26 protein-coding genes are annotated in these 21153 nt (G+C 68.8%); 14 read left to right on the top strand and 12 right to left on the bottom strand.

Annotation, left to right across the window (positions count from 1 at the left end):
* Positions 1-139: 139 nt before the first annotated feature.
* Positions 140-979, top strand: a complete 840-nt coding sequence (locus ACTWQN_RS13195) for a helix-turn-helix domain-containing protein (RefSeq protein ID WP_443203712.1) — start codon at positions 140-142, stop codon at positions 977-979.
* Positions 980-1034: 55 nt separating this feature from the next.
* Here the strand turns inward: ACTWQN_RS13195 and ACTWQN_RS13190 are convergent, their stop codons facing one another.
* Positions 1035-1832, bottom strand: coding sequence for a helix-turn-helix domain-containing protein (locus tag ACTWQN_RS13190; protein WP_443203711.1), 798 nt, complete (start codon positions 1830-1832; stop codon positions 1035-1037).
* A 115-nt stretch (positions 1833-1947) separates the two neighbouring features.
* On the opposite strand from ACTWQN_RS13190, the gene ACTWQN_RS13185 reads away from it, so the two are divergent.
* Complete coding sequence (locus ACTWQN_RS13185; protein ID WP_443203710.1) at positions 1948-2310, top strand: nuclear transport factor 2 family protein; 363 nt, start codon at positions 1948-1950, stop codon at positions 2308-2310.
* Between the two features lie 124 nt (positions 2311-2434).
* On the opposite strand, the gene ACTWQN_RS13180 is transcribed toward ACTWQN_RS13185, so the two are convergent.
* The 3 genes from ACTWQN_RS13180 to ACTWQN_RS13170 are packed head-to-tail and all read right to left on the bottom strand — an operon-like array spanning position 2435 to position 3955.
* Entirely contained in the window at positions 2435-2605 is a 171-nt protein-coding gene (locus ACTWQN_RS13180) for a hypothetical protein (protein ID WP_443203709.1), read from the bottom strand.
* Entirely contained in the window at positions 2596-3063 is a 468-nt protein-coding gene (locus ACTWQN_RS13175; RefSeq protein WP_443203708.1) for an LLM class flavin-dependent oxidoreductase, read from the bottom strand. Before ACTWQN_RS13175 ends, ACTWQN_RS13180 begins: the two co-directional genes overlap by 10 nt.
* A gap of 1 nt (position 3064) precedes the next feature.
* Positions 3065-3955, bottom strand: a complete 891-nt coding sequence (locus tag ACTWQN_RS13170; protein WP_443203707.1) for a zinc-binding dehydrogenase — start codon at positions 3953-3955, stop codon at positions 3065-3067.
* 89 nt (positions 3956-4044) lie between these two features.
* On the opposite strand from ACTWQN_RS13170, the gene ACTWQN_RS13165 reads away from it, so the two are divergent.
* Positions 4045-4620, top strand: coding sequence for a TetR/AcrR family transcriptional regulator (locus ACTWQN_RS13165; RefSeq protein WP_443203706.1), 576 nt, complete (start codon positions 4045-4047; stop codon positions 4618-4620).
* A 124-nt stretch (positions 4621-4744) separates the two neighbouring features.
* Here ACTWQN_RS13165 and pstB read toward each other — a convergent pair whose 3' ends face one another.
* The 5 genes from pstB to mshD form a co-directional block, all read right to left on the bottom strand.
* Positions 4745-5521 (bottom strand): phosphate ABC transporter ATP-binding protein PstB, encoded by a 777-nt coding sequence (pstB, locus tag ACTWQN_RS13160; RefSeq protein WP_443203705.1) that lies wholly within the window; start codon positions 5519-5521, stop codon positions 4745-4747.
* Between the two features lie 11 nt (positions 5522-5532).
* Positions 5533-6447, bottom strand: a complete 915-nt coding sequence (gene pstA, locus ACTWQN_RS13155) for a phosphate ABC transporter permease PstA (protein WP_443203704.1) — start codon at positions 6445-6447, stop codon at positions 5533-5535.
* The gene (gene pstC / locus ACTWQN_RS13150; protein ID WP_443203786.1) at positions 6444-7406 is read right to left on the bottom strand and encodes a phosphate ABC transporter permease subunit PstC; all 963 of its coding nucleotides are present in this window, start codon (positions 7404-7406) and stop codon (positions 6444-6446) included. Before pstC ends, pstA begins: the two co-directional genes overlap by 4 nt.
* Positions 7407-7572: 166 nt before the next feature.
* Positions 7573-8688 (bottom strand): phosphate ABC transporter substrate-binding protein PstS, encoded by a 1116-nt coding sequence (pstS, locus tag ACTWQN_RS13145; RefSeq protein WP_443203703.1) that lies wholly within the window; start codon positions 8686-8688, stop codon positions 7573-7575.
* A 221-nt stretch (positions 8689-8909) separates the two neighbouring features.
* On the bottom strand, positions 8910-9863 hold the full coding sequence (gene mshD / locus ACTWQN_RS13140) for a mycothiol synthase (RefSeq protein WP_443203702.1): 954 nt from the start codon (positions 9861-9863) through the stop codon (positions 8910-8912).
* Positions 9864-9922: 59 nt separating this feature from the next.
* Between mshD and ACTWQN_RS13135 the strand changes: the two genes are divergently transcribed.
* Entirely contained in the window at positions 9923-11152 is a 1230-nt protein-coding gene (locus ACTWQN_RS13135; protein ID WP_443203701.1) for an APC family permease, read from the top strand.
* A 136-nt stretch (positions 11153-11288) separates the two neighbouring features.
* Here ACTWQN_RS13135 and ACTWQN_RS13130 read toward each other — a convergent pair whose 3' ends face one another.
* The gene (locus ACTWQN_RS13130; protein ID WP_443203700.1) at positions 11289-12053 is read right to left on the bottom strand and encodes a winged helix-turn-helix transcriptional regulator; all 765 of its coding nucleotides are present in this window, start codon (positions 12051-12053) and stop codon (positions 11289-11291) included.
* Between the two features lie 215 nt (positions 12054-12268).
* On the opposite strand from ACTWQN_RS13130, the gene ACTWQN_RS13125 reads away from it, so the two are divergent.
* The 7 genes from ACTWQN_RS13125 (at position 12269) to ACTWQN_RS13095 (ending at position 16332) form a co-directional block, all read left to right on the top strand.
* On the top strand, positions 12269-13003 hold the full coding sequence (locus ACTWQN_RS13125) for an alpha/beta hydrolase (RefSeq protein WP_443203699.1): 735 nt from the start codon (positions 12269-12271) through the stop codon (positions 13001-13003).
* 57 nt (positions 13004-13060) lie between these two features.
* Complete coding sequence (locus tag ACTWQN_RS13120) at positions 13061-13864, top strand: LmeA family phospholipid-binding protein (protein WP_443203698.1); 804 nt, start codon at positions 13061-13063, stop codon at positions 13862-13864.
* Entirely contained in the window at positions 13861-14298 is a 438-nt protein-coding gene (locus tag ACTWQN_RS13115) for a TlpA family protein disulfide reductase (protein ID WP_443203697.1), read from the top strand. The genes ACTWQN_RS13120 and ACTWQN_RS13115 overlap by 4 nt, the downstream gene beginning before the upstream one ends.
* A 100-nt stretch (positions 14299-14398) precedes the next feature.
* Entirely contained in the window at positions 14399-14473 is a 75-nt protein-coding gene (locus tag ACTWQN_RS13110; protein WP_350945149.1) for a putative leader peptide, read from the top strand.
* Between the two features lie 107 nt (positions 14474-14580).
* Positions 14581-15030, top strand: coding sequence for a DUF4395 domain-containing protein (locus tag ACTWQN_RS13105; RefSeq protein WP_443203696.1), 450 nt, complete (start codon positions 14581-14583; stop codon positions 15028-15030).
* Positions 15031-15060: 30 nt separating this feature from the next.
* Positions 15061-15909 carry a sulfurtransferase gene (locus ACTWQN_RS13100; RefSeq protein ID WP_443203695.1) on the top strand — a complete coding sequence of 283 codons (849 nt, stop codon included), beginning with the start codon at positions 15061-15063 and terminating at the stop codon, positions 15907-15909.
* A 123-nt stretch (positions 15910-16032) separates the two neighbouring features.
* Positions 16033-16332, top strand: coding sequence for a DUF1416 domain-containing protein (locus ACTWQN_RS13095; protein WP_443203694.1), 300 nt, complete (start codon positions 16033-16035; stop codon positions 16330-16332).
* 90 nt (positions 16333-16422) lie between these two features.
* Here the strand turns inward: ACTWQN_RS13095 and ACTWQN_RS13090 are convergent, their stop codons facing one another.
* The gene (locus ACTWQN_RS13090) at positions 16423-17220 is read right to left on the bottom strand and encodes a class I SAM-dependent methyltransferase (protein ID WP_443203693.1); all 798 of its coding nucleotides are present in this window, start codon (positions 17218-17220) and stop codon (positions 16423-16425) included.
* A gap of 186 nt (positions 17221-17406) precedes the next feature.
* Between ACTWQN_RS13090 and ACTWQN_RS13085 the strand changes: the two genes are divergently transcribed.
* Positions 17407-18048, top strand: a complete 642-nt coding sequence (locus tag ACTWQN_RS13085; RefSeq protein WP_443203692.1) for a heme-binding beta-barrel domain-containing protein — start codon at positions 17407-17409, stop codon at positions 18046-18048.
* A gap of 258 nt (positions 18049-18306) precedes the next feature.
* Here the strand turns inward: ACTWQN_RS13085 and ACTWQN_RS13080 are convergent, their stop codons facing one another.
* Positions 18307-19155, bottom strand: coding sequence for an aminodeoxychorismate lyase (locus ACTWQN_RS13080; RefSeq protein WP_443203691.1), 849 nt, complete (start codon positions 19153-19155; stop codon positions 18307-18309).
* A gap of 123 nt (positions 19156-19278) precedes the next feature.
* Here ACTWQN_RS13080 and ACTWQN_RS13075 point away from each other — a divergent pair, with 123 nt between their 5' ends.
* Both ACTWQN_RS13075 and ygfZ read left to right on the top strand, forming a co-directional pair.
* Positions 19279-19710, top strand: a complete 432-nt coding sequence (locus ACTWQN_RS13075) for a Fur family transcriptional regulator (protein WP_443203690.1) — start codon at positions 19279-19281, stop codon at positions 19708-19710.
* 148 nt (positions 19711-19858) lie between these two features.
* Positions 19859-21001 carry a CAF17-like 4Fe-4S cluster assembly/insertion protein YgfZ gene (gene ygfZ / locus ACTWQN_RS13070; RefSeq protein WP_443203689.1) on the top strand — a complete coding sequence of 381 codons (1143 nt, stop codon included), beginning with the start codon at positions 19859-19861 and terminating at the stop codon, positions 20999-21001.
* Positions 21002-21153 lie beyond the last annotated feature (152 nt).

Here is a 21153-nt window from a genome sequence, read left to right as displayed (position 1 = left end):
GGTGGCAGCGGGTTCGACCAAAGAAGTATTAATACTCGGTCTCAGTACTCGCTGTTGTGATCATCGTATGCGATCCTCGTTCGGGTGAGAAGGTACCGGATCGCGTCCAGCGGGGTGTGCGGTGCGTAAGAGTCCTACCGTGCATCGCAGACGACTGGGCAGCGAGTTGCGCCGACTGCGCGAATCCGCCGGGCGCACGCACCGCGAAGTCGCGGCCCACCTGGACTGCTCCCAGGGCAAGATCAGTCAGATCGAACTAGGCAGGGTGCCGGTGCGCACCTCTGACGTGCGGCTGATGGCCGAGTTCTACGGCGCCACTCCCGATGAGCTCTCGTCGCTGGTGGACCTCGCGCAGGACTCCAAGCAGCGCGGCTGGTGGCAGCAGTTCCCGAGCACCGCGCAGCGTCCCGGCCTGCAGACCTACCTCGGGCTGGAGACCTCGGCCAAGGCGGTCAGCTGCTACGGCGCGGACCCGCTTCCGGAGCTGCTGCAGACCGCCGAGTACAGCCAGGCGCTGCTGAGCACCGATGCGCACGTGCACGGTCCTGACGAGCTGGCGGAGCGGCTGACCGTGATCTCCACCCGGCAGCAGCGGCTGCTCGGGGAGCATCCGCTGGAGCTGTGGGCGGTGCTCGACGAGTCGGCGCTGCGCCGCGCCGTCGGCGGGCCCGGGGTGATGCGCCAGCAGCTGGAACACCTGGTGCTGCTGGGATATCGCCGCAACGTCACCATCCAGGTGCTGCCGTTCCGGGTCGGCGGGCATCCGCTGATGAGCGACCGGATCGCGGTGTTCTCGTTCCCGGACGACGCCGACCCCCAGGTCGTGCACCTTGGTGACTCGGCGAACTCCCGGTTCCTGGACAAGACCGTGGACACCGCCGACTACCTCAAGGCCTTCGAGCAGGTCTGCGGGCTGGCGCTCAGCCCCAAGGATTCCAGCGCGTTCATCTCGGCCATCGCCGACGAAATCCCGCTGTGACACGTCTTTCCAGCTGCGAGTGGGGCGGGTCCGCAAGGCATCCAGGAAAAGGCGCCTAGCGAGAACCGGCGCTCCGGAGGGTGTCCATCGTGGGTTGGTCGGCGGGGAAGAACGACTCGATGGCCAGTTCGGCGACCGTGATGTCCAGCGGTGTGCCGAAGACCGCTGTCATGCTGAAGAACGCCAGCCGCTGGTCGCGGTGCCGAAAACGCAGTGGTACCACGACATCGCCCGCACCGGGCAGCTCGACTTCGGGTTCCGGCTGGTCGCACGGGTAGCCGCGCAGTTCGGCGAGCAGGTCGGTGAGCGCCGGATCGGCGGTTGCCGCGGCTTGGCGGCGCAGGCGGCCGAGGACGTGCGCGCGCCACTCGCCGAGGTTGAGGATGTTCGGCGCCATGCCCTCGGGGTGCAGGCTCAGCCGCAGCACGTTCACCGGCGGTGTGAGCAGATCCGGGGCTGCGCCTTCGAGGAACAGCTGGATGCTCGCATTGCCGTCGACCAGCTGCCAGGCCCGGTCGACGATCAGCGCCGGATAGGGCTCGTGCCCGGCCAGCACCTGGCGCAGCGCCGCCCGCACCGCGGTGAGCTCCGGCGCGTCCAGGCCGCTCGCCGGATAGGCCGGTGCGTAACCGCCCGCGAGCAGCAGCCCGTTGCGTTCCCGCAGCGGGACGTCGAGGTGTTCGCTGAGCCGCAGGATCATTTCCCTGGTGGGTTTGGACCGGCCGGTCTCCACGAAGCTGAGGTGCCGGGTGGAGATGTCGGCGTCCAGCGAGAGCTGGAGTTGGCTGAGCCTGCGCCGTTCCCGCCACTGCCTGAGCAACGCACCGACCGGGCGCGATTTCACCGTCGTCACACCACGACCCTAACCAGCCGGGCCATTACCTCTGGCGTAATCGACGCGATGACTTCCGGGCAGCAGGCTGGTGTGCACCGACGGCCGCTGTGGCCGCCCGACGAAGGGGAATCCCATGAGCTCCAACGAACTCCTGGACCGCTACATCGCCGCTTGGAACGAGCGGGACGCCATCAAGCGCCGCGCGGCGGTCGACGAACTCTGGACGGCTGAGGGCACCTACACCGACCCGCTGGCGGACGTCGAGGGGCGGGAGGCGATCGATTCCGTGATCGCGGCCGTGCAGGGCCAGTTCCCGGACTTCGTGTTCCGGGCCGGGGAGGTTTTCGACGCCCACCACAACATCGCCCGGTTCACCTGGGAACTCGGCCCGGCCGACGCCGAAGCGGTGGTGGTCGGCTTCGACGTCGCGGTCCTGGACGACAACGGCCGGATCCGCAACGTGCACGGCTTCCTGGACAAGGTCCCGACGATGTGAGCGGAATGGGTGAACGGCTGTCGCCGGGTAGGAGCGCGACTCACTCGGCATCTTCCGCTCACACCCGACTGGTCGTGGGTGCGGAAGCGGGCTCCAATCCGCTTCCGCGCTCACATCTCCTTGTTCAGCTGGGCCAGCAGATCCTTGCCACCACTCGCGGTTCGGCCGCGGTGCGGTGCAGCTGCGGCAGGACGTGGTCGTCCAACGTCCTCGGCCCGGCCCACACCGTGATCGTGCCGTCCGCGAGTTCGCCCGCGATGCGCAGCATGACCGGGCCCAGGGCGGCTACCAGCACCCCGGGCGGCTCGCCCCAGGGACGTCGATCCGCCCTCGGGCTTTCAGCGTCTCGCCGTCGAAGTCCACGGTTTCGCCGCGCAGCACGGGCCGCAGGGCCGTCAGGTATTCGCGCAGGTGGCGGGCTGGTTTGTCAAAGGAATAGCCGAACTGGTCCGTGATGATCGTCCGATGGCTCGTGCCGATGCCGAGGTCGAGCCGGTTGCCCGTGACGGCCTGCGTGGTCAGGGCTTGAGCGCCGAGCGCCAGCGGATGGCGCGGGTAGGTCGGCACGACCGCCGTACCGAGGCGGATGCCGGGGACCGCGCTGCCTGCCACCGCAAGCGATGTCAACGCATCGCCCGCGGTGTGCTGGCCCAACCAGAAACTCGCCAGACCGGCGTCGGCGGCGTTGCGCACCTCCGCCACGAGATCGGTGTGCGGGAGCCCGCGATCGTCAACGCTCAACCCGATCCGCATGTCAGCGCACCACATCCAGCACGGCCTTGCCCGCGACGCGCCGTTGCAGCAGCGCTTCGGCGGCCTCGTCGAGGCGGTTCCACGACCCGCGCCAGCCGACTTCCGGGGACAGCCGACCGGCCGCGACGAGATTGACCAAAGTGGACAGATCTTCGGCGGGCGCGGCCACGTCGCCCCAGGTGTTCATCGACTTCGACGGACCGACCGCGAACAGCGAATACGGTTCGAACACCGCCGCTTCGCCGGATGTCCAACCGATGTTCTGCACGCTTCCGCCCAACTTGACCAACCGCCACGCCTCGACCAGCAGCGGGCCGCCGACGTTGTCCAGCACCAGATCGACCGGCTGCACATCCGCCAACTCGGACACCACCTCGTGCGCGCCCAGTTCGGCCAGCCCATCCTGGCGGTTGGCCTGCGCGATGACGTGCGCACCGCCGAGCGCCGCGAGCTGCACGGCATACCGGCCGACCCCGCCGGAAGCGCCGGTGATCAGCACCCGCTTGCCGAGGATGGGTGCGGTTCGAAGGGTGCGCAGCGCGGTCATCGCCGCCATCGGCAACGCCGCCGCTTCGGCCAGGTCGACCGACTCCGGCACCTCCGCGACGGCGTCGGCGGGCACCGCCATGCGCTGCGCCCAAGCGCCCGCGCCGAAGGCGATCACCCGCGCACCGACCGGCGGGCTGCCGTCCGCTGCCTTGGCGATGACGCCCGCGGCGTCGTAGCCGTGCACGGTGCCCGCGGGAAGCCGACCGGCGAAGGCGATTTCGCCGTGGTTGAGCGAGATGTGCTGGACGTCGAGCAACACCTGCCCCGGTCCCGCAGCGGGCTCCGGGACCTCCCTGATGCGCAACTTCGCCGACGCGGCCGGGTCGACGACGAGTGCTCGCATTTCCCCTCCAAATTAACCGGACCACCAGTCCGTTTCTGTCACGGTAGCATAGGCGGACCGACAGTCCGGTTCATTCGAGGGGAGGAGATGTGCCGAGACAGGAGCGCGCCGACGCGGTCCGCAACCGCCAAGCCGTGCTGCGGGCGGCCGAACGGCTGCTGGTCGAGCGCGGCGGCGACCACGTGTCGGTCGACGCGGTCGCCGCCGAAGCCGGGGTCGGCAAGGGCACGGTGTTCCGCCGCTTCGGCAGCCGAGCGGGTCTGATCAGGGAGCTCCTGGAAGAACGCTCCCGGGCGCTGCGCGAAAGCGTCACCGACGGCCCACCGCCGCTGGGGCCGGGCGCACCCGCGCGCGAGCGGCTGCTGTCGTTCCTCGCCGAGCTGACGACCATCGGCGAGCAGAACGCGGCCCTGCTCTCAGCGCACGAAGCGGCCTGCGCGGACCACAAGCACGAAGACCCCAGCTACCGCTTCTGGGCCCAGCACATCGCGAACCTGATCACCGCGGAACGCCCGGACCTAGACGCGGACTTCCTCAGCCACGCCATCCTCGCGACCTTCGACGCAGACCTCATCCGCCACATGCGAACCCGAGGCCCAGGCACCTTCACCAAAGCCCTGCAATCCCTCGCCACCACACTGCTCACCTCCCCAGTAACCGAGTGAAGGGCACCTTCGACCGACTAAGCCGGTCAAAGGTGCCCTTCACTCACCACTTGATCAGGTGAAGCGTGAGGGGCACCCGTGACCCAGTTACTTGGTCACGGGTGCCCCTCACTCGGTGTCGGGATCAGCCGAAGCGGCCGGAGATGTAGTCCTCGGTGGCCTTCTGGGTCGGGTTGGAGAAGATCTTGCCGGTCTCGTCGATTTCGACGAGCTGGCCGGGCTCGCCGACCGCGCGCAGGTTGAAGAACGCCGTCTGGTCGCTCACCCGCGCCGCCTGCTGCATGTTGTGGGTGACGATGACGATCGTGTAGTCCTGCTTGAGCTGCGCGATGAGGTCCTCGATCGCCAGCGTGGAGATCGGGTCCAGCGCCGAGCACGGCTCGTCCATCAGCAGCACGTCCGGACGCACCGCGATCGCCCGCGCGATGCACAACCGCTGCTGCTGACCGCCGGAGAGCCCACCGCCCGGCTTGCCCAGCCGGTCCTTGACCTCTTCCCACAGGTTCGCCCCGCGCAGCGCCTGCTCGGCGACCTCGTCGAGGTGCTTCTTGTTCTTCTCGCCGGCCAGCTTCAGGCCCGCCACCACGTTGTCCCGGATCGACATCGTCGGGAACGGGTTCGGCCGCTGGAACACCATGCCGATGGTGCGGCGCACCTGCACCGGGTCGACGTCGCTGGCGTAGACGTCCTCGCCGTCCAGCAACACCTTGCCGTCAACGCGGGCACCCGGGATGACCTCGTGCATCCGGTTCAGCGAGCGAAGCACGGTCGACTTGCCACAACCGGACGGCCCGATGAAGGCGGTGACGCTGCGGGCGGGGACCTGCAGGGTCACATCCTGCACGGCGTGGAACTTGCCGTAGAACAGGTTCAGGTCCTTGACGTCGAGACGCTTGGCCATGTTTGAAGTCCCTACTTCGTCTTGATCGCGAAAAGCCTGGACAGCAGCGTCGCGACAAGGTTGATCAGCATGATGACGAGCACGAGGGTCAGCGCGGCGCCCCACATCCGGTAATCACCGGCCAGCGTGCCGGTGCGGCGCTCCATGTAGATGGTCAGCGGCAACGACGCCATCTCCCCATCGAAGAGGTTGAAGCTGATCGCGCTGGAGTAGCCCACCAGGATCAGCAGCGGCGCGGTTTCGCCCAGCACGCGGGCCAGGCCCAGCATCACACCAGTGAGGATGCCGGACAGAGCTGTCGGCAGCACGATCCGCACGATCGTCTTCCACTTGGGCACGCCGAGCGCGTAGGACGCCTCGCGCAGCTCGTCCGGCACGATCACCAGCATCGTCTCGGTCACCCGGACGACCACTGGCAGCATCAGCAGCAGGAGCGCGAACGCCACCGCGATGCCGCTGCGGTGGAAGCCGAAGGTGGTGATCCACAGCGCGTAGATGAACAGACCGGCCACGATTGACGGCAGACCGCTGAGGATGTCCACCATGAACGTGGCGACCTTGGCCAACCGCGACTGGCGCCCGTATTCGACCAGGTAGATGCCCACCAGGACGCCGAGTGGCACCGCGAAGACCACGCACACCAGCCCTTGCAGCAGGGTGCCGACCAGCGCGTGGTAGATACCGCCGCCGAAGTCGTTGGGCAGCAGGCCGTTGAACGAGTGCGTCCACCAGTCAGCGCTGAGCACCGGCCGCAGGCCCCGCTCCAACAGCGTCCACAGCACCCACAGCAACGGGATCACCGCGACCACGAACGCGGCGGCGAACAACGTGGTGGCGACGTTGTTCTTGAGCTTGCGGGCGAGGCTGATGCTCTGGAACGCCGGTGGGGTGGCGAGCCGTTCCACGTCAGCGGTGTCGGTCCTCATGCTTTCTCCCCACCGCTGGTGCTCTCGATCCAACGGGCGATCGCGTTGACGGCGAAGGTGATGACGAACAGCACCAACCCTGCCGAGATGTATGCGCCGACCTGCAGATTGTTGTTGAACTCCGCTGCACCGAGCGCGATCTTGGACGCGAAGGTCGCACCGGCGTCGAAGATGCTGTAGTTGGGCGGAGCGGTGACGGCACTGAGGACGATGGTAAGCGCCATCGTTTCGCCCAGCGCCCGGCCAAGCCCGAGCATCGAGCCGCCGATGAAACCGTTGCGCCCGAAGGGCCAGACCGTGGCGCGCACGACCTCCCAGCGGGTGGCGCCGAGTGCCAGCGCACCCTCGATGTGCGTGCTGGGGGTGCGGGAAAAGACCTCGCGGGTGACACCGGTGATCGTTGGGATGATCATCACGGCGAGCACGATCCCGGCGGTGAACACGTCCGTCCCCGAACCCATCGGCCGCACGTTGCCTTCGGCGAACAGCGGGATCCAGCCGAGGCTCTGGTTCAACCACAACGCGATCGGCCGCAGCACGGGCGCCAGCACCAGGTAGCCCCAGAGGCCGTAGACCACCGAGGGGACCGCGGCGAGCAGGTCGACGACGTAGGCGAATGGGCGCGCGAGGCCGCGCGGCGCGTACTGGGTGAGGAACAGCGCGATCCCGCAGGACAGCGGCATCGCGATCACCAGGGCGACCACCGAGCTGGCCACCGTGATCCAGGCGAGGTCGAGGATGCCGAACGTCAGGTTGTTCGGATCCCGCGTGTCCCACTCCCGGCTGAACAGGAAGTTAACCTGGTCGACCCGCAGCGCCGGTACCGCGCGGATCAACAGGAAGATCCCGATCGCGGCGATGAGCGCCACCACGAAGGCACCGGAGGCGGTCGCGACCGAGGAGAACACCCGGTCGCCGAAGCGGAACGTCTTGCCCGCAGAAGTGTCTGGAGCGGAAATGGGAGCCTCCGGTCCGGAACTGGGCGCCGAAGCGCCCCGCGAGGCACCGGAGGTGCGGTTCGCGGGGCGCAGATCGGCTCTCGTCGAGTCGGTCACTGCTGTTTGCAGCCTCTCACTTCGTCCGTTCGACCCGTTGTTCGCCCTGGATGTGTGCGACTTGGGTTACTCACGAGATTGCGTTGACCGCGTCGAGGACCTTGGTCTTGAAGCCCTCCGGCAGCGGGACGTAACCGGCGCTCTCCAGCTCCTGCGCGTTGGCGTTGGCGGCCACCGTCAGGAACGCCTTGACGGCCTTCAGGGTGTCCGGGTCGTAGCCCTTGGAGCAGACGATCTCGTAGGTGTTGAGCACGACCGGGTAGACGCCCGGGGCCTTGTTGCCGTAGATCGAGTCGAGGTTGACCCGCAGGTCGTTGCCCTGGCCCTCGATCTGGGCGCCGTCGATGGCCTTGCCGATGTTGGCGGTGCTCAGCTCGACCGGACCGGCGCCGCTGTCGATCTTGGCGATGCCCAGGCCCAGGTTCTTGGCGAAGGACCACTCGACGTAGGTGAAGCCGCCCTCGGTGGCCTTCACCGACTGCGCGACCTGGTCGCTGCCCTCGCGGCCCTGACCGATCCCGGGTCCGCCCTGGAAGGTCTTGCCCTCGCCGGTCCATGCGCCGCTGGTGGCGGTGGTCAGGTACTTCTGGAAGTTCTCGGTGGTGCCGGACTCGTCAGAGCGGAAGAACGGCACGATGTCGATCGACGGCAGCTGGGCGTTGGGGTTCAGCGCCTTGATCGCCGGGTCGTCCCACTTCGTGATCTGGCCCTGGAAGATCTTGCCGATCACGTCGGGGGTGAGGGTCAGGTCGGTGACGCCGGGCAGGTTGTAGGAGATGGCGACCGGACCGAAGACCATCGGCAGGTTCCAGGCCGGGTTGCCCTGGCAGCGCTCGGCGGCCTTGGCGACCTCGCCCTTCTCCTCGTTCAGCGCCGAGTCGGAACCACCGAAGTCGATCTGGCCAGCGACGAACTGGGAGACACCCCGGCCGGAACCGGATCCGGTGTAGTTCACCTGCTGCCCCTGGCACTTGAGGCCGTAGTCGCGCTTGAACACGTCCATGGCGTTCTTCTGCGCCGACGAGCCCTCCGCGGAGAGGGTCTTGGTGCCGCATTCGACCTGCAGGCTGTCCAGGGCGGGGTTGCCACCACCGGCCGGGGCGTTCTGGTCCGAACCACAGCCTGCGAGCACGAGCGCGCCCGCAGCGAGGACGGCGAGCGCAGCAGTGTGCCGCTTGATCTTCACTTCGTTCCTCCAGTTAAGGAAACTCCGGCGTTGGGCGGCCGAACCGGCGCAGGCCCGTGCTTCTGCCGCTCAGTGGGGACGCTAAGGAGTCGGGGTAGACGCTCGCCGCCATCGAAGTGAACGGAAGGTGAACAAGGCACGCTAAGTAAGCAGACCCACATTCCAACGGGGGAATCAGTGCTTACCACTGACGTGGCTAGGTGACGCTGGGCAGTGCCCGATCAGCGCCCAAATTGCACGTCCGTATCCCATTTGTCGAACCCGAGACGCCGGTAGATCTTGATGGCGGGCGCGTTGTCCGCCTCCACGTAGAGCATCACCTGGCGGCATCCGACGTCCCGCAGATGCCGAAGTCCGGACACGGTGAGTGACCGACCCAAGCCGCCGCCCTGCGCGTCGGGATCGACGCCGACGACGTAGACCTCGCCCATGCCGTCGGGGTGCACCTTGGTCCAGTGGAAGCCGAGCAGTTCGTCACGGCTGTCCACGGCGAGGAAGAACCCGGCCGGGTCGAACCACTCCTCGCGCTCCTTGGCGCGCAGGTCCTGCTCGGTCATGCCGCCCTGCTCCGGGTGCCAGGCGAACGCCCGGTGGTTGACCCCGACCACCGCGGCCTCATCCCGGTTCACTCGGAAAGTGCGAATCCGGACACCTTCAGGTGTTTCGACGGTCGGCAGCTCGGGTTCGGCGAGTTCGCGGCCCATCCGCCAGAGCTCGCGGGGACGGCTGAACCCGAAGCGCTCGGCGAGCCGCACCGCGCCCGGGTGCTCGCCGTGCGACCAGATCCGCAGGCGGCCCAGGTCCGGCGCGGGCTCGGTGGACAGCTCGGCGCGGTCCAGCAGCGCCTCCACCAGCCGGGTGCCGGCTCCCTTGCGGCGGTGGTCCGGGTGCACCGCGAGCTCGGCGACCAGTTGGCCCGCGGTCTTCTCGTACTCGGTGTCCAGGTGCGCGTAGCCGATCAGCACGCTCCCGGCATCGCGCACCACGAAGTGCTCGGAGCGGACGTCGGCCTGCACCGGCTCGATCTGGTGGATGACGTCCCGGTGCGCCTTCAGGCGCAAGATCACATGTTCGCCGACCGGGGCCACCCCATCGGCCTTCTCCGCCTTGTCGAGCAGGCCCATGACCTCGGCCGCTTCACTGCTGTCGAGTCCGTTTCGCCAAGTCAGCTGCACGCCATCGACGTTACCCAGGATCCTTGCGGTTGACGCGGTCACGACGCTAGGAACAACACGTGACCCAACTCAGCCGTCGGCTGACGACCGCCGACGCGGTCGTCATCGGGCTCAGCTCCATGATCGGCGCCGGGTTGTTCAGCGCCTTCGCCCCAGCAGCCGCGGCAGCCGGATCGGGCCTGATCATCGGCCTGGTGCTGGCCGCGGTCATCGCGTTCTGCAACGCCAGCAGCTCCGCCGTGCTCGCCGCGCAGTACCCGGCGGCGGGCGGCACCTACGTCTACGGCCGCGAACGACTCGGCCCGTTCTGGGGCTACCTGGCGGGCTGGGGTTTCGTGATCGGCAAGACCGCCTCATGCGCGGCGATGGCCCTGACCGCCGCCCAATACCTCCTGCCCGCCCATGCCAAGCCCGCCGCCGCGGTGTTCGCCGCGGCGCTGGGCGCGGTCAACTACGTCGGCGTCACCCGCACCGCCAAGCTGGCTCGCATCCTGCTCGGGATAACGCTCGCGGCGCTCGTGTGCACCGTGGCGGCCATCTGGCTCGGTGGCGCCCCGGCCACCGAGCCGATACCAGCGCCGCCCGCGCCGTTCGGCGTCCTGGAGTCCGCCGGGCTGCTGTTCTTCGCGTTCGCGGGCTACGCGCGCATCGCGACGCTCGGTGAGGAGGTGCGCGATCCCGAGCGCACGATCCCCCGCGCGATCCCGATCGCGCTCGGCATCGTGGTGTGCCTCTACTTCGTGGTCGCCGCCTCACTGCTGGTGGCGCTCGGCCCCGCGAACCTCGCGACCTCGTCGGCTCCGCTGGCCGACGCGGTGCGGGCGAGTGGCTTGCCCCAGCTGGTGCCGGTCGCGGTGGTCGGTGCTGGGGTGGCTGCGCTGGGCGCATTGCTGGCGCTGCTCGCGGGTGTCGGCCGGACGACGCTGGCGATGGCCCGGGAACGGGACCTACCGGCCCCGCTGGCCGCAGTGCACCCGCGCTTCGCGACACCGCACCGGGCGGAGCTGGTGATCACCGTCGCGGCCGTCCTGCTGGTGCTGGTCACGGATCTGCGCGGGGCGATCGGCTTCTCGTCGTTCGGGGTGCTGGTGTACTACGCGATCGCCAACGCATCGGCGTTCACCTTGCCGCGCGCCCAGCGCTGGTTCCCCCGCGCGCTCCCGGTGTTCGGGTTGGCGGGCTGCGTGGTCCTCGCCTTCGCCCTGCCCTGGACGGCGGTGCTCAGCGGTCTGGTCTGCTTCGCCATCGGCGCCCTGATCTGGGCCTGGCGCCACCGCACAACGACCTAGCCGAGCGACGATCGGCCAGCGGCGCGGGGGACGATGGCCGTCACGATCCGGGCGGTCGGCTCCGGACACACCTCGAACAGCAGCTGATAGGCACCGGGATGCGTGAAGGGCACCGCCGACTGATCGGCGGTGCCCTTCACGGCAGGGTCAAGTGCGCGGTGATCGCCTCGCGGGCTTCCGCCTCGATCACCGCCTGCTGCGCCTCGGCCACCTCACCGACCAGCGGGGAGTTGGAGCGGTTCGGGCGGACGAACTTGTAGCCGACGTTGCGGACCGTGCCGATCATCGAGTCGTGCTCCGGGCCGAGCTTCGCGCGCAGCCGCCGCACGTGCACGTCCACCGTGCGGGTGCCGCCGAAGAAGTCGTAACCCCACACCTCCTGCAGCAGCTGCGCGCGGGTGAACACCCGGCCAGCGTGCTGGGCGAGGAACTTGAGCAGCTCGAACTCCTTGTAGGTGAGCTCCAGCGCCCGCCCCTTCAGCCGCGCGGTGTAGGTCGCCTCCTCGATCACCAGGTCCCCGACGCTCAGCGAACCGTCACCGGTGGCGCTGGTGTTGCTGCGGCGCGAGACCAGCAGCCGCAGCCGCGCGTCGATCTCGGCCGGACCGGTGGTCGGCAGCAGGATGTCGTCGACGCCCCATTCGGCGCTGATCGTGACCAGACCGCCTTCGTTCACCAGCGCGACCACCGGCACGTCACCCGCCGACAGCAGGCGGCACAGGTCGCGGGCACCGGCCAGATCGGTCCGGGCGTCGACGAGGATCACGTCGTGCGCACCGCCGGAGAGAATGGCGCCGGGATCGGCGGGCAGGGTGCGGACTCGATGCGGTAGCAGGGCCAGCGAGGGCAACACCGCTTCGCAGTCTGATTCGCTGGTAAGCAGCAGCAGCTCGGAGCTCATCTGGGGGGCCTCCGTCCCAAAGGCGAGAACAACCGACGACCGGCGGGAATGGTGACCATCCGCTCGACGAACGGATGGCTCGGCGTCGTTGCCTGTGGATGGCAAGGAGAATAACCGAAATGCGGTGGAAAAACCCAGGTCCAACCGGCGGCATCACATTTGTGAACAACAGGCGATCTTTTGTTACGGACATATGTCACAACAGCCCGGTCGCATTGTCCGCCGCGGACGGCACCGTGCTTCGCGGCCTGCTCTACCCGGGGCCTGGACTACCCGCCGAACTGGGTTTCGTGGTCGGGCACGGTTTCACCAACCACGTGCGCAAGCCATACGTGCGAAAGGTGTTGGAACGACTGTCCGACCACGCGCCGGTGCTAGCGGTCGATTTTCGCGGGCACGGCCGTTCCGGTGGGCGGACCACCGTCGGCCCGGCCGAGGCGCTGGACATCGCCGCCGCTGTCGAGCACCTGCGCGGCCTCGGCTGTAACCGGGTGGTTACGGTTGGTTTCTCGCTGGGCGGCTCCGTGGTGCTCCGCCATGCGGCCCTGTCCGCCGGGCCCGACGCGGTGATCTCGGTGAGCGCTCCGGCGCGCTGGTGGGTCCGCGACACACCAGCGATGCGCCGGGTGCACTGGCTGCTCGAACAGCCGCACGGCCGGTGGAGCGCCCGGCTGCTCGGTGTCCGCCTCGCCCCGCCGTGGCCCGACGTGCCGATCTCGCCGATCGAGCTGATCCCGCTCATCCAGGTGCCGCTGCTGATCGTGCACGGCGACCAGGACCACTACTTCCCGGCGGCCGACGCCATCGCGCTCAGCGAGGCGGGCGGCGGCGAGCTCTGGCTGGAGGAGGGCATGCGGCACGCGGAGAGCGCGACCAGCCCCGAATTGGTGGACCGCATCGCCCGGTGGGCAGCCGATACAGTGGGGCCACCCGATCGTGGTGGCCGCTAGCGCTCGGGCGGAGCAGCCGTCGGCCATCTGCCAGGCCCTGACAGAACGGACCGTTCGGTGAAGAAGCTGGTCATCGCACTCGTCATCATCATCGGTGTCCTCATCGGTGCCGACTTCGGCGCGGCCGCGATCGCCGAGTACCAGGTCTCCAAGCGGGTGGCGGCGCAGTTGCACCTCAGCGAGGACCCCGAGGTGCGGATCAACGGCTTCCCGTTCCTCACCCAGGTCATCGCCGGGAACTACCGCGACGTGCAACTGGTGGCCAACGCGGTGCAGGTCGGTCGGCTCAACGAGGTCGGCATCGAGGCCGACCTGCACGGCGCGCGGGTGTCCACCGCCAGCCTGCTGGCCGGTACCGCCGACCACCTGACCGTCGATCAGCTGATCGGCCGGGTGAAGCTGAAGGCCTCCGACGTCGCCCGGCTGATCGGCATACAGGACCTCACGATCAACCCGGCGGACAAGGACGCGCTGGCCGACGACGAAGGCAACATCAGCAGCGCGGACGAGCAGCTCGCGGCCGGTACCGACGACACCAAGGCCGTGGTGCAGCTCGACGGCACCGTGAACATCGCCGGTTCCGACAACAAGGTGCGCGTGATCGCGGTGCTGTCGCTGGTCAACGGAAAGATGGAGATCGACCCGCGGAAGCTGGACCTGAACAACAGCGCGCTGGGGCCGATCGAACTGCCGCCGCTGTTCGAGCAGTCGGTGCTCCAGCAGTTCAGCACCACCCTCGACCCCGGCATGCTGCCCTTCGAGATCACCCCGACCGCGGTGCGCGCGGAACGGGGCGCGCTGGTCATCGAGGGCACCGCGGACAACGTCACCATCAACTCCAGCGGGGTCAGCACGGGGTGAACGCGGGAACCTGGGCGCTGCTGATCGCCGTCGTCGTCGCCGTGGTCTTCGGCCTGGTGTGGCGCGCCAGGGAAGGCCGGGTGCGCACCAAACCCAGCGAGGAGATCTTGTTGGACCAGTTCCCCGAGGGCCTGCGGCAGCAGTTGGCCGACGCCCCGGACGAGGACGCGAAGGTGACGTTGCTGCAGCTGTCCACCACCTTCTGTGCACCGTGTCGGCACACCCGCATCCTGTTGGCCGACTTCGCGCAGCGCACCGACGGCGTCCGCCACGTGGAGGTCGACCTCACCGATCACCCGGAGTGGTCGACGCCACTGCGGGTGCACCGCACCCCGACCACGCTCGCGCTGGACGGCGCCGGGCGGGAGCTGTTCCGGGTCGGCGGCGTGCCGCGCCGCGACGAACTCGCCGCTACCCTGCGACCACACCTGTGACCACGCGGCCTTGCCTGCCGCACAAGGTCAAGCCGGGCGATTACGTCTCACCTAGTGAACGAGGTTCCCGCCGATCGGTCTAGCCGGTAGCCTGCGATCCGTGCATGTACTGCTGACCCGAAGGCGCGCGGTTGATCTTTGCCGCGTGGGCAGCAGCCTGTGTTGCGGGCACTGACCGGGCGGTAGTACGTCTGCACCTTGCGCGGTTTTGCCCCGGCAAGGGTGAGCGTCGAAAACCGCCTGACGGACTCGGCAGCCGAAGTCCACAGTCAGGAGGTCCCATTGTCTGCCGGAACACTCGACCCACGCGGCGTGCGCTTCACCGCCGGGATCACCAGCGTGATCCTGGCCCTCGGCTTGGTCACCACCAGCTGGCGGGTGCTGGCCGCCCAGATGGTGCTGTTCGGGTTGTGCGCGTTCATCGGAATGCAGCTCAACCCGTGGGGCTACCTCTACCGGCAGGCAGTGCAGCCGCGCCTGGCACCGGTCGACCCCGCCGATCGCGAAGACCCCGCACCGGTCCGGTTCTCCCAGGGCGTCGGTTTCACCTTCGCCCTGGTGGCCACCATCGGCTATGCCGCCGAGTGGACCACGCTCGGCATCGTCGCGAACGCGTTCGCCCTGGTGGCGGCGCTGCTCAACGCGGTGTTCGGGTATTGCCTCGGCTGCCAGATGTACCTGTTGCTCCGGCGCTTCGCCCCCGCCGGTGCGTCCACATCAGACACCCGCTGAACCATCGAAGATCAACGAAGGAGTCGCTCGATGAGCCGCGCAGAGGTCCTGGTTTCCACCGAGTGGGCCGAACAGAACCTGAACACCGCCGGGGTGGTGTTCGCCGAGGTGGACGAGGACACCACCGCTTACGACGGGGGTCACATCCCCGGGGCCATCAAGCTGGACTGGAAGAACGAGCTGCAGGACCACGTGCGCCGTGACTTCGTCAACCGCGAAGGCTTCGAGAAGTTGCTGTCCGCCAAGGGAATCCGCAACGACGACACGGTGATCCTCTACGGCGGCAACAACAACTGGTTCGCTGCCTACGCGTACTGGTACTTCAAGCTCTACGGGCACGGCGACGTCAAGCTGCTCGACGGCGGCCGCAAGAAGTGGGAGCTCGACGGTCGCGAGCTGACCAAGGAAGAGCCGAACAAGGCCGCCACCACCTACAAGGCCCAGGAGCCGGACACTTCGATCCGAGCGTTCCGGGACGAGGTCGTGGATGCGATCGGCAACAAGAACCTGGTCGACGTCCGCTCGCCCGACGAGTTCGCCGGCAAGCTGCTCGCCCCCGCGCACCTGCCGCAGGAGTCGGCGCAGCGCGCCGGGCACATCCCGTCGGCGATCAACGTGCCGTGGAGCAAGGCCGCGAACGAGGACGGCACCTTCCGGTCCGACGAGGAGCTCACCGAGATCTACGCCGAGGCCGGGCTCGACACCGCCAAGGACACCATCGCCTACTGCCGGATCGGGGAGCGCTCCTCGCACACCTGGTTCGTGCTGCGCGAACTGCTGGGCAACGACAACGTCAAGAACTACGACGGCTCCTGGACGGAGTACGGCTCGCTGGTCGGCGTGCCGATCGAGAACCCCGCCGAAGAAGCCAAGAACTGAAAAGCACTGTTCAAGTGCGGCTCGCGCAGCGGACCTCAGCCGCCACCTGAGGACCGCGGCAGGTCGCAGGCACGGCCCGAGCGGCCCGAGCCGCTTGGAAAATCGCACGAAGGAGCGTTGAGCATGAGTGGATGCGGAGCGCCGCAGCAGTCGGCCACGGCGGTCGCCGAGGACACCGACCAGGTCGTGGTGACGGGCAAGGTGCGGGCCGGGGACCAGCCGGTCGGCGGGGCTTTCGTCCGCCTGCTGGACGCCTCTGGCGAGTTCACCGCAGAGGTCGTCTCCTCGCCCGAGGGTGACTTCCGGTTCTACGCCGCACCAGGCACCTGGACCGTCCGCGCCCTGCACCGCGACGGCAAGGGCCAAGCAGACGTCACCACCAACGGCCCCGGCGTCCACGCGGTGGACATCACCGTCGCCTGACCCAGCGAATTTCCCTGAGTGAAGGGCACCTTCGACCGACTTACCCGGTCAAAGGTGCCCTTCACTCTTCACACTCCCGTGTGATCGTGCTCAGGCTGCGGTCTTGGCGCGGAGGAGGGCGAAGGCCCGTTCGTCGCGGTCTTGGGAGCGCGGGTCGGAGTCCTGCTGGCAGCCGACCGTGGTGAAGTCGACGACCTCCCAGCCGGTGCGGTCGAACAGCCGCCGCAGGCCGGTCTCGCTGAAGATCCAGAAGTTCGTCGCGTCGTTGTTGGCCTCCGCCGGATCCAGCAGGTAAGCCACCGGCTGCTGCTGGATCCGGGTGCCATCCGGCGCCACCTGCGCGATCCGGGTCGACACGAAGCACAGGTCGGCCCGCTGGGCCAACCGCTCCAGCACGAAGAACGGGTTCTTCAGGTGGTAGAGCAGCCCCAGGAAGAACACCGCGCCGTAGTGCTCGGCGGGCAGCCGGAACTGCGCGTCCAAGTCGATCTCGTGCACCTCGATGCCGGAATCCAACTCCTCGACCAGCCGACGCGCGCCGCGCAACCCGTTGAAGTTCGTCGGCGCGTTGTCGATCAGATCGACCTGGCAGCCGAGCTCGGCCTCCAGGAAGAACCCGAAGTCACCGTCGGCGGCGCCGATGTCCGCCACGCGGGTACCGGCCAGCGTCCCGAAGACCTCCCGCCGCGGCCCGGTCAGCAGCGCGTCCAGGTGGAAGATGTTGGCCATCGTGTCGTACGGGTACCAGCCGAAGTCGCTGGGCGCGATCTTGTCCTTGCGCGCCAGCAGATCCTCGCGGAAGGCCAGCGCCCGCTCGCGCAACGTCTCGAAGTCCATGTGATCCCCGTCCCGGCTGTCGGTCTTGGCGCGGCACCCGTCGCAGATCATGCCCGACGCCACAGTCCACCGGGGCGTCGCGGTGGTTATCCTTTGCGGGTGGAACTCATCGACTTCCTGCACTACGGTCTCGTCACGCTCGTCGGGCTCGCCGCGGTCGCGACCATCTGGTTCGCCTGCTACGTGGTGTACCGCCTGTTCAGCGACTGATCTCCCGGCACCGGTAACCTCGATCCGATGACTGCAACGCCGAACGCACCACAGCCCGGTAGCGGCGATGCCGCGGTCGCCGCGGCGGCGGAGCGCGCCAAGCTGACCCGGCACCGCAATCTGCCGGAGTTCGACGACCTGCCCGGTACCGGCGACACCGCCAACCTGCGCATGGGCCCGTCGCTGAACGACGCCTGCCTCGCGCTGCTCCCGCTGGTCGGCGTGTGGCGCGGCGAGGGCGAGGCGTCGCACCCGGCGCTCGACGAGGCCTACCGCTTCGTCCAGCAGGTGACCATCGCGCACGACGGCCGCCCGTTCCTGACCTACACCAGCCGCGCGTGGCGGCTCGACGGCGAGGGCGGCGAGGTCGTCGCACCCGCGTTCCGCGAGGTCGGCTTCTGGCGCCCGCAGCCGGACGACACGATCGAACTGCTGATCGTGCACGAGACCGGCGTCGCGGAGATGTTCTTCGGTGCGCCGCGCAACCAGACCAGCTGGGAGTTCGGCACCGACGCGGTGCTGCGCACCCCGACCAGCGATGACGTGACCGCGGCCAGCCGGTTGTACGGCGTCGTGGCGGGCTCGCTCGCCTACGTCGAGGAGCGCGCGACCTCGGAACACGAGCTGCAGCCCCGTCTTTCCGCGAAGCTCGACCGCGTCGTCGGCTGACGTCCTCCGCTCGACGCCGATCCGGTTGTCATCGTCAACGGCTCCCGGTTCGAGGCCTACGACGAAGCGGCCTTCGCCGCGCACGCGGCCGGATTCCGGATGGCGGCCGACGAGACGCTGGCGGGTCTGCTCGACGAGTACGCGAAGGTGTCCGCGCGCACCGACGAGATCATCCGCGAGTCCCTGGACGGCCAGAAGACGATGGGCTGACGACGTGTCCCGGGGAGCCGCGCCCCGGGACACGCACGGCGCCAGCGGTCAGTAGTTCGACTCGTAGAGCCGGTTGATCTCGGCGTGCAGGTCGGCGTCCGCCTTGATCTCGGTCCTGTCGATGGAACGCACCTGGGTGACCAGTCGCACGCTGGAGGCCAGCCACACCCCGTCGCTGTCGAACAGCGCCGAAACCGGGAACTTCTCGATCTCGGTCTGCCAGCCCGCCTTCTCCGCGGCCCGGAACAGCGCGCCCTGCGTGGTGCCCTCCAGGATGCCCGCGCTCGGCGGCGTGGTCAGCAAGGTGCGGCCCTGGGCGATCACGACCGTCGAGGTCGGGCCCTCCAGCACCGAACCGTCGGTCGCGGTGAAGATCACCTCGTCCGCGCCGCGCGCCTCGGCCTCCCGCATCGCGGCCATGTTCACCGCGTACGACAGGGTCTTGGCGGACAGCAGCAACCAGGGGGCGCGCTCCTTCAGGTCCGGTGCGTAGCCGCGCTCCAACGTCACGGCCGCGACGCCTTCGCTGCGCTTGCGCAGGGTGTCGGCGCCGATCTGCATGCCCATCGCGAAGCCGTTGGGCGTGCCGTCGCCGCCGTCGATGCCGCGGGTGCACACCAGCTTCAGCGCCATCTGCGGGTCGGTGTCCCACGGCCAGTTGTCGATGACCGCCTGGGTGGCCCGCTCCCACGCGGCGCGCTCGGGCAGCCGCAGCTGCATCAGCCCGGCGGAGCGCTCCAGTCGGTCGAGGTGCGGTCCGAGTTCCCGCGGCTGCCGGTCGGCGACCAAGATCGTCTCGAAGATGCCGTCACCGCGCATCACCCCGAGGTCGTCGGCGCGGAACAGCGGTGTCTGCGGATCAACGATCGTCCCATCCAAAAGTGCCAGTACGCGCATGCCGGAAGCCTAGAACCTCGCGGGCTGCGACCGGCGGCGGCCCGCGCGCGCAACCGGCGAGTTCCGTCCCGGCGTTACGATCGGAGTGCCGACCTCACAACGCGTCGAGCACAGGAGCGGGCATTGAGCGAGCAGGGATCGCTGCGCAGCACCTTGCACCAACGCGGCATGCGGATGACGCCGCAACGCCAGCTGGTGCTGGACGCGGTGCGCGAGCTGGGGCATGCGACACCGGAGCAGGTCTGCCGCCGGGTGCAGGGCACCGCCTCTACGGTGAACATCACAACGATCTACCGCGCCCTCGACCTGCTCGAAGAACTCGGGTTGGTGCGGCACACGCATCTGGGGCACGGGGCGCCGACCTACTCGGCCGAGGCGCACGAGCACGTCCACCTGGCCTGCCACCGCTGCGGGACCATCGACGAGGTGCCGACCGAGCTGCTGGACGATCTGACCCGGCAGCTGCTCGCGCAGCACGGGTTCGCCCTGGACCCCACCCACCTGGCCCTGTCCGGCCTGTGCCGGAACTGCCGCGACGCCGCCCCGGAGGACTGATGGGCCACACTTTTCCTACTGGCTCATCGAGGCCGACCGGGTGCGGGTGTCCCGCAGAGCACCGAGGACTGATGGGCCACCACACCTCCCCACCGGCTCATCGAGGCCGACCGGGCGCGGGTGTCCCGCAAAATACCGAGGAGCGCTGATGAGTTCACCCCTGTTGGACCTGCCGGGTGCGGTACCCGCACCGGGGGATGCGGTGGACGTCGGCGTGCCATGGCACTTCGGTGACCCCTTCGCCGAACAGCGCTCGGCGACCCGGTCGGCGGTGCTGGTGGACCGCTCGCACCGGGAGGTCATCGGGGTGCCCGGCGAGGAGCGGTTGAGCTGGCTGCACCTGGTGCTGTCCCAGCACCTCACCGAGCTGCCGGACGGGCAGGGCACCGAGGCGCTGGTGCTGGACAGCCACGGCCACGTCGACTGCCACCTGCTGGTGGCCCACCACGAGGGCGTGGTCTACCTGGACACCGACGCGGGTGCGCAGGCCACCAGCGCTTTACCGACGATCGGGGTGGACGGCAAGCAGTCGCTGCCCGACTACCTCGACGCCATGCGGTTCTGGTCCAAAGTGGAGCCTCGGGATGCCACCGCCGAGTTCGCGGTGCTGACCGCCATCGGCCCGGACGCGGGCGGCATCCTCGGCCAGTTCGCGCCGGTGCCGGCCAAGCCGTACGAGGTGCGCGCCCTGCCCGGCGGTGGCTTCAGCCGCAGCGTGCCGTTCCGGGCGCTGCCCACCATCGATCTGGTGGTGCCGCGGGAATCTCTGGTGGAGTGGTGGACGAGGCTGACCGATGCGGGCATCCGGCCGTCCGGCACGCTCGCCTTCGAGGCGCTGCGCGTGGAGGCGCTGCGGCCGCGGGTCGGGTTGGACACCGACGAGCGCGCGATCCCGCACGAACTCGGCTGGGTGCACGTCGCCGCGCACGTGGCGAAGGGCTGCTACCGGGGTCAGGAAACCGTGGCCAAGGTGCACAACGTGGGCAAGCCGCCGCGACGCATGGTGCTGCTGCACCTGGACGGCTCGGTGGAGATCCAGCCGGAGACCGGCGATCCGGTGTGGCACGGCGACCGCAAGGTCGGCCGGGTGGGCAGCGTGGTGCAGCACCACGAGCTCGGGCCGGTGGCGTTGGCGCTGCTCAAGCGGTCGACCCCGGTGGACGCCGAGCTGATCGCCGGCGATCCGGAGCAGGACCGTGCGGTGGCGGCGGCGGTGGATCCCGACTCGGTGCCACCGGACACCGGTGAGCCGCCGGGGCGCGTCGCGGCCCAGGGGCTGCGCGGCCGGTAGCCGCGATGTTTGACGAGGCGGGTATCCCTGGAGATGTGCAGGCCAACCGCCTCGTGGCACTCCCACCCGGCCACTGGCCGTTGCACCCTGCACCGCTGATGCTGGGAAATTGCTCGGTTTCGCACGAATGTTGAAACAACATCACCCGAAGT

This window comes from Saccharopolyspora antiqui (assembly GCF_052246905.1).
Taxonomy (GTDB): domain Bacteria; phylum Actinomycetota; class Actinomycetes; order Mycobacteriales; family Pseudonocardiaceae; genus Saccharopolyspora.
Note: the sequence above shows the minus strand (reverse complement) of the source record. Positions and strands in the feature narration are given on the sequence as shown.